Annotated in this window: 6 protein-coding genes; all 6 read right to left on the reverse strand. The window is 46.4% G+C overall.

Annotated elements, in window-relative coordinates; all coding sequences use genetic code 11:
• Positions 1-476, reverse strand: a 476-nt coding sequence (locus Q0200_RS07255) for an NADH-quinone oxidoreductase subunit C (protein WP_297939656.1), incomplete at its 3' end; no start/stop codon positions are given.
• Between the two features lie 2 nt (positions 477-478).
• Positions 479-1,954 (reverse strand): hydrogenase 4 subunit F, encoded by a 1,476-nt coding sequence (locus Q0200_RS07260; RefSeq protein WP_009492716.1) that lies wholly within the window; start codon positions 1,952-1,954, stop codon positions 479-481.
• Positions 1,955-1,956: 2 nt separating this feature from the next.
• Complete coding sequence (hyfE, locus tag Q0200_RS07265; RefSeq protein ID WP_034964097.1) at positions 1,957-2,601, reverse strand: hydrogenase 4 membrane subunit; 645 nt, start codon at positions 2,599-2,601, stop codon at positions 1,957-1,959.
• Between the two features lie 13 nt (positions 2,602-2,614).
• Positions 2,615-3,544 (reverse strand): NADH-quinone oxidoreductase subunit H, encoded by a 930-nt coding sequence (locus Q0200_RS07270; protein ID WP_297939663.1) that lies wholly within the window; start codon positions 3,542-3,544, stop codon positions 2,615-2,617.
• 10 nt (positions 3,545-3,554) lie between these two features.
• The gene (locus Q0200_RS07275) at positions 3,555-5,522 is read right to left on the reverse strand and encodes a proton-conducting transporter membrane subunit (RefSeq protein ID WP_297939665.1); all 1,968 of its coding nucleotides are present in this window, start codon (positions 5,520-5,522) and stop codon (positions 3,555-3,557) included.
• Positions 5,516-6,262 carry a 4Fe-4S dicluster domain-containing protein gene (locus Q0200_RS07280; RefSeq protein ID WP_297939668.1) on the reverse strand — a complete coding sequence of 249 codons (747 nt, stop codon included), beginning with the start codon at positions 6,260-6,262 and terminating at the stop codon, positions 5,516-5,518. Before Q0200_RS07280 ends, Q0200_RS07275 begins: the two co-directional genes overlap by 7 nt.
• Positions 6,263-6,418: the final 156 nt, after the last annotated feature.

A 6,418-nucleotide genomic window follows, 5' to 3' on the forward strand; every position in this document is an offset into this window, starting at 1 on the left:
TCCATCGCGTCTTTTCTAAGCGGATGAAGGCCGTCTGGCCAATCGTCCGCTAAAACTAGGCGGCGTTTATCAGGTAGGCCCTCGGCAACCAGGCCGAACATATCAAAGGCTTCTCTTTCGTACCACACGCAAGCAGGCACTAGCGGAGTAACGGACGGAAACGTCGGATCGACGCCTGGGATTAGCGTTTTAACGGTGATAAAGCACTTATCCTCAGCGGCAAAATCATCCGCCTCGGTCATCTTACTGCCCTCCATAGATATCGCGTAGTAAAGCGCGAAACAGCCGTTTATCGCCCTCTCGTCGTTTGGTATCATCGTGCTTAAAAAGCCGCCGATATCGTAGTAAAGGGTCTTAACCGCAAGCGGAAGGTCGTTTCTATCGACTAAAACCGTAATTTGGTCGTCGGCTTGGCGTGTTACTTCTAAAACCTTTACCTTTGTTTTTAAAATTTCTACAAATTTATCGCCTCTCATCTTCAAACTCCCATCATTATTTTGACGCCCTCATTGACTAGAGCGTAAAAGTTTTCTACGTGCCAAACGCCAAATATTATGATTAGCGCGCAAAGCAAGATAAGCGGTAAATTTTCTACTATGCTCATCTCTTTATTGTGAACGACCGCAGCTTTAGGCTCGCCAAAACTTGCCATGTTAAAGTGTGAGAAGTCCGCGATAAAGATGATCGCAAGAGCTATCGCAAATAGCGCAACGCTAAAATATTGACCGCTGTTTATAGCGCCGACGAATACGTTATATTCGCTGACGAATATCGCAAACGCAGGGACGCCTACTAGCGAACAAACCGCAGCGCCGAACATCATAGTGGTTATCGGTGCAATCTTTACCATACCGCCCATTTTAGTCATATCTTTGTGACCGTAAATTCTAGCGATGTTGCCCGTTGAGCAAAACGCAAGAGCTTTTGTAAAGCTGTGAGCTAGGCAGTGGAAAATCGCCGCAAATAGCCCGAAAGGTCCGCCAACACCCAATGCAAAGGCAATAACGCCCATATGCACGATAGAGTGGTAGGCAAACATTCTTTTTACGTCGTGTTGTCTAATCAGGAATATACCGCCGACGAACAACGTAATAAGGCCTGAGATTACCATCACGCTTTGAACGAACTCCATACCAGTAGCTTGAGCCGCGATAGCGTAATATCTAAATAAAGCTAGCATCGCGCACTTTAGCAAAACGCCTGAAAGTAGAGCCGAAATCGGCGCAGGGCCTTGAGCGTGAACGTCCGGAAGCCACGTATGCGTAGGAGCAAGACCTGCTTTCGTACCAAAACCGATGAGCGCAAAGACGAATATTAGCTTAGCAACGTCAGGGCTCAAATTTTTAGCGTTTGCCATTATACCGGTCCACAGCATCGCGGTTTCGCCGTCTTTTATCTCTGCAAAGGTCGCAGAGTAAAGAAGCACGGTCGCATAAAGCGCGAACGCTAGGCCGATAGAGCAAAGGACTATGTATTTATAGCCGCTCTCGGTTGATTTTTGGTCTTTTAAGATCGCGACTAGGAACACTGATGAAAGCGTAGTAGCCTCGATCGCAGCCCACATAAAGGCGACGTTGTTACAGATGACGCTTAGAGTCATCGTAAATATAAATACGTGGCTAAGCGCATAGTATTTTCTAAGCGCGTCCAAATTTATATGGCCCTCTTCGAGCTCCCATTTCATATAGTGAGTCGCGTACAAATTTACCAAAAATCCAGTAACCGCGATAAGCACCAAAAACACGCAGCCAAGGCTATCTAGAAATAAAAATTTATCGTGCGCGTAAAAAGTACCGCTCGATAAAACCTTGCTTACGTTAAATAGCAACGCCAAAGACGTAACCGCGCTAACCGCAACGTGAAGCAAACTCAAAGTCGCGTAATTTTTCGGAGAGAAAAATAGCAATATCGCTCCAAGAAGCGGTAAAATTAATATCAAAGTTAAACTATCCATCTCTATCCCCTTAAATTCGTAGCCTTAGACGTGTCAAGGCTGCCGTATGCTTTATAAAATCTGATAGCTAAAACGCTCATGATGATAACGGCGAAAATCGCGTCCGTTAAGATACCAAGCTCAACAAGCTCGTTTGAGTTGTAAGCCATGAGCGCTAGGCTTAGATGTATGCCGTTTTCAAAAAGGCAGTAGGCTAAAATTTGCTTGATAAAAGAGTTTCTAAGCATAAAGCCAAAAACCCCCATCATAAACACGCAAACCGCCGCTAGTAGCATTATTTTCTCTTGAATTAGCGAAAATTGAAGGAATATCGGGTTGATACTCATCGCTAAAGCTAGAGAAAATCCCATCGCTATAACAGGGCTCACGAAAAAGCCGCCCACCGGCTCATCCTCGCTAACGACGTTAAGCTTTTTAATCAACCAAAGCAAGATCGCCGGCACGAATAAAACCTTCGTAAAAAACGCCACTACCGCCCACATGGACAGCTGCGACGCGTTAAATTTAGACGCCAACATAGCAAATATACCGACTAAAAGTAATGTCTCGATCGCGTAAACGATGACGGATAGTTTTAGGCTGCGTAGCCCAAATACCGCCAAAGACGTTACTATCATGCCGATAGCTAATGCGTCTAACATAGTCATATCTGCATTCATCTCACACCCCCACGACGTAAAGCGTCAAAGCCACGAAAGATATGGCTAGAGCGGCTACCGCGTTTTTACGCAAGGACGAAGTCATCTTAAATCTCGGTCCGAAGTTGTCTATAAACACGGCTGCTACGTAAAACACTCCCGTTTTTAAAACGAAAATTATCACCGCTAAAAACGGATTGCTAAAATTCCACGGTTCGAAAATCGAAAGGAAAAGTCCTATCATCGCAAATTGTTTTAAGATAAGCGCCGCTTGAACTAAGCCAAGATCGCTACCTGCATATTCGCCTAGTAAGCCTTCTTGCAACTCTTGCTCGGCTTCTGCGAGGTCAAAAGGCTTTCTGCCGGTTTCAACGTATATGCACCACAAAAACGCGATCGAAGCAACCGCAAAGCTTGGGATCTGATATCCGATTTGACCGCTTTTTACCATTGATTGTATCTCGACCAAATTTGACGTTCCGGCCGCTAGCATAACGACGATTAGGCACATTATCATAACAGGCTCGACATAAACGGCTAGCATTTGTTCGCGTCCGCCGCCGGTAGCCGCAAACGGGTTACCGCTATCTAAAGATGCGGCGCCAAATACGAATCTCAAAAGCGCGCCTAGATAAAGAATCACGAAAATATCGGAGTAAGCTCCGAAAATCGTGCTCTTGCTATAAGTAATAGGAATAGCCGCTAGTATCGCCGCCGAAGTGGCAAATAGGAAAAACGGCGCCCATCTAAATACCCAGTGAGAGCACTCAGGCACGGTTCTGCCGCGTCTAAATAGCTTTATGATGTCGCGATACGTCTGGAAAAAATCGCTGCCTTGTTTTGATTGTAGTTTGGCTCTTAGTTTCCTGGCCATACCGTCAAATAGCGGCGCAACCAAGACGATGACGACTACTTGAAATATCATCAAAAGTATAGTCTGTAAAATTTCCATCTCACGCCCCCTATATCAAAAAGTAGCTAACCGCTAGTATCGCGCAAAGATATACGAGGATATATAGCGCGTAAACGTTGGTGTAGCCGCTTTGCATTATGCCTATTTTTTCAGCGACCTTTTCGGTAAATTTAATCACCGGCTCGTAAAATAACCCCCACCAGATATCTTTTGGATGGTTGTGATACTCGACCGGGTTAAAATAGCCTTTAGTCACGACTTTTCTCTCGCCTTTAAACAGCCAGTTCATTATGCGCCTTAGATCGCCCGTAAAAGGACCGCCCGTCATTTGCATGCGAGAGCTGTACTTAAATCCGCAAGCCCAAGGATCGGTCTCGCGAGGTTTCTCGCGGTTTGCTTTCATCACGGCTAAGATTGCAAAAGGCAAAACCATAGTAGAACACAAGATGATGGCTATAAGCGGAGTGGAAACCACGCTGCCTAAATTTGAGGTCAAATTTATACCGTGGCTAGCTACGTAACCGCCTGCGCCGCCTATGGAATTTACGGCTGTTTGGATGTAGCCGACGACTACGTTAGCTCCTATGCCAAAGCCTATACAGCCGATCATTAGCACGATCATGCCAAGCACCATAAATATCGGGCTTTCTTTTGCATTTTCCCAAATTTTCTGATCTCTTGGAGTTCCCGCAAAGATTACTGCGTAAAGCTTAAGGTGCATGCCGACTAACACGCCCGTAAGCGCTAGCGCGACGACTGAAAGCGTAAAAGCGTATCTAGTAAAGATGCCCTGCTCTAGCGCGCCTTGAAGCATACCTTGATAGGTAAACCACTCTGATACGAAGCCGTTAACAGGAGGAAGCGCAGCGATACCCATGATGCCGATAAACATGCCAACAGACGTCCAAGGCATCTTTTTAGCTAGGCCGCCTAGCACGTCCATATCGCGGGTGTGCGTAGCGTGCAGAACAGAACCCGCGCAAAGGAACAATAGTCCTTTAAAGATCGCGTGGTTAACCACGTGGTAGCATCCTGCTAAAAATCCGATCGCGGCAAGAGTGTTATTTCCCGCAGCTAGTCCGTACAAACCAGTACCAAGACCAAGCAAGATGATGCCGATATTTTCAACTGAGTGATAGGCAAGAAGCGCTTTGTAGTCGTGCTGACAAAGAGCGTAAAGAACGCCAAACAAAGAGCTAGCAGCACCCAGGATCAAAACCGCTAGACCAAAATATATGCTTAGCGGCAAGAAAAGCGTAAATTTGACTAGAGTAAATAGCGCAACCTTTATCATAACGCCGCTCATTAGAGCAGAGACGTTTGAAGGAGCGGCCGGGTGAGCCATCGGTAGCCATACGTGGAAAGGCCACATACCCGCTTTACTACCAAATCCTACTAAGAATAATATAAACACCACGACGCTAACCGCAGCAGGCATATTTAAGCGAGCAAAATCGCTAAACTCCATGCTGCCCGCATAGTGAGCCATTATTAGCAGTCCGCACGTGATACAAAATGCGCCGACCTGAGCGATACCAAGATACACCATCACCGCTTTTAGCGTGCCTTTGCCGTCGTTTACGAGGATGAGGAAAGACGAAATAAGCGTCATAAGCTCCCACAAAACGATGAAGCAAAATACGTTATTTGCGCTGATAACTAGAAGCATCGAAAGGATGAAAAGGTTAAACAAACAGGCAAAAACGCCGACGTTTGCTTTTTTGATGTATTCCTCCGCGTAGCTCATACCGTAGACGCTGCTGGCAAAGCCGATAAAGACGACTACGAAGCTAAAGAAATTTCCAAGCGGAGTTAGCTCAAATTTAGGCGCATATAGAAAATCTCCGCCTAAAGCGAAGCCTTGGGTCACGCCCATATTAGTCACGAAGTAGCAAAGCGCGTAAAAACAGCTGATCGCGCTTAATCCAAAGCCGATTTTGACGGCTGATTTTTGCGCGCCGTAGAGCAGGATGCTAACGGCGGCGCTAACTAAGAAAAGTAGATAAACGCCTACCATCTCGCACCCCCTTGTGCGCCGCTATTTTCGTCCTTCATAGCGCGCGAATTTGACGCCGCTTGCTCTCTTGCTTGCTCGCTAGGAGTCTTGTCAAGCTCGTTGATAACGATAACGTCAGCCTCGCCATCCACGTCCTGAGCGTCGATATCGGCTAAAACGTGAGGCTCTTTTAAATTTCCGCTTCCGCGTAAAATTTTATTTACGAAATCCTGCGCCGCCTCCTGCTCGATCCTGTTGCCAAGCTTATGTTGGCTGTGCAAAGGATCGACCATGATTATCGCGCTGGTCGGACAAACCTCGACGCATGCAGGGCCGTTTTCGCGCCCGAAACACATATCGCATTTGATTGCGGTATTTTTCGCGCCCGCCTGGCTCTCGATCTCGAGGTAGTACTTCGGCTCTACCGCGTAGTTAACGGACGGCATGAGCTCCGCGCTCGAGCTTATCGCACCGTAAGGGCAAGCGATCGTGCAGAGTTTGCAGCCTATACAAATCTCTTCGTGAAGCTCGATGCAGTTATCGTCAAACCTGAGTGCCCCGGTAGGACATACGTTCGCGCAAGGACCGTCATCGCACTGGCGACACTGCGTCGGCATGACGCCTTTTGCTTGACGGAGCACTGTTAGTCTAGCTTTTGAAAGCTTACCGCGCTCGTAAGCGCTACGAAAACAGGCCGCCATGCAAGTAGCGCAACCGATACAACGTTTGTAATCGGCGATCACAAATTTATGTTGTTTCATAAATTCTCCTTTCTACTTGTTTTACGATTCTTGATTTCTCTTAAATCTTGAGCTAATTGTATTACTTTTAGAAATTTATTTCCGTCATTTGCCTGACGAATTTTGTATTTTTTAGATTAATTTTTATAAATTATTTATACATAAGAAGAGGTGAGA

Origin of the sequence: uncultured Campylobacter sp., assembly GCF_938045225.1 — a bacterium.
GTDB lineage: Bacteria > Campylobacterota > Campylobacteria > Campylobacterales > Campylobacteraceae > Campylobacter_A.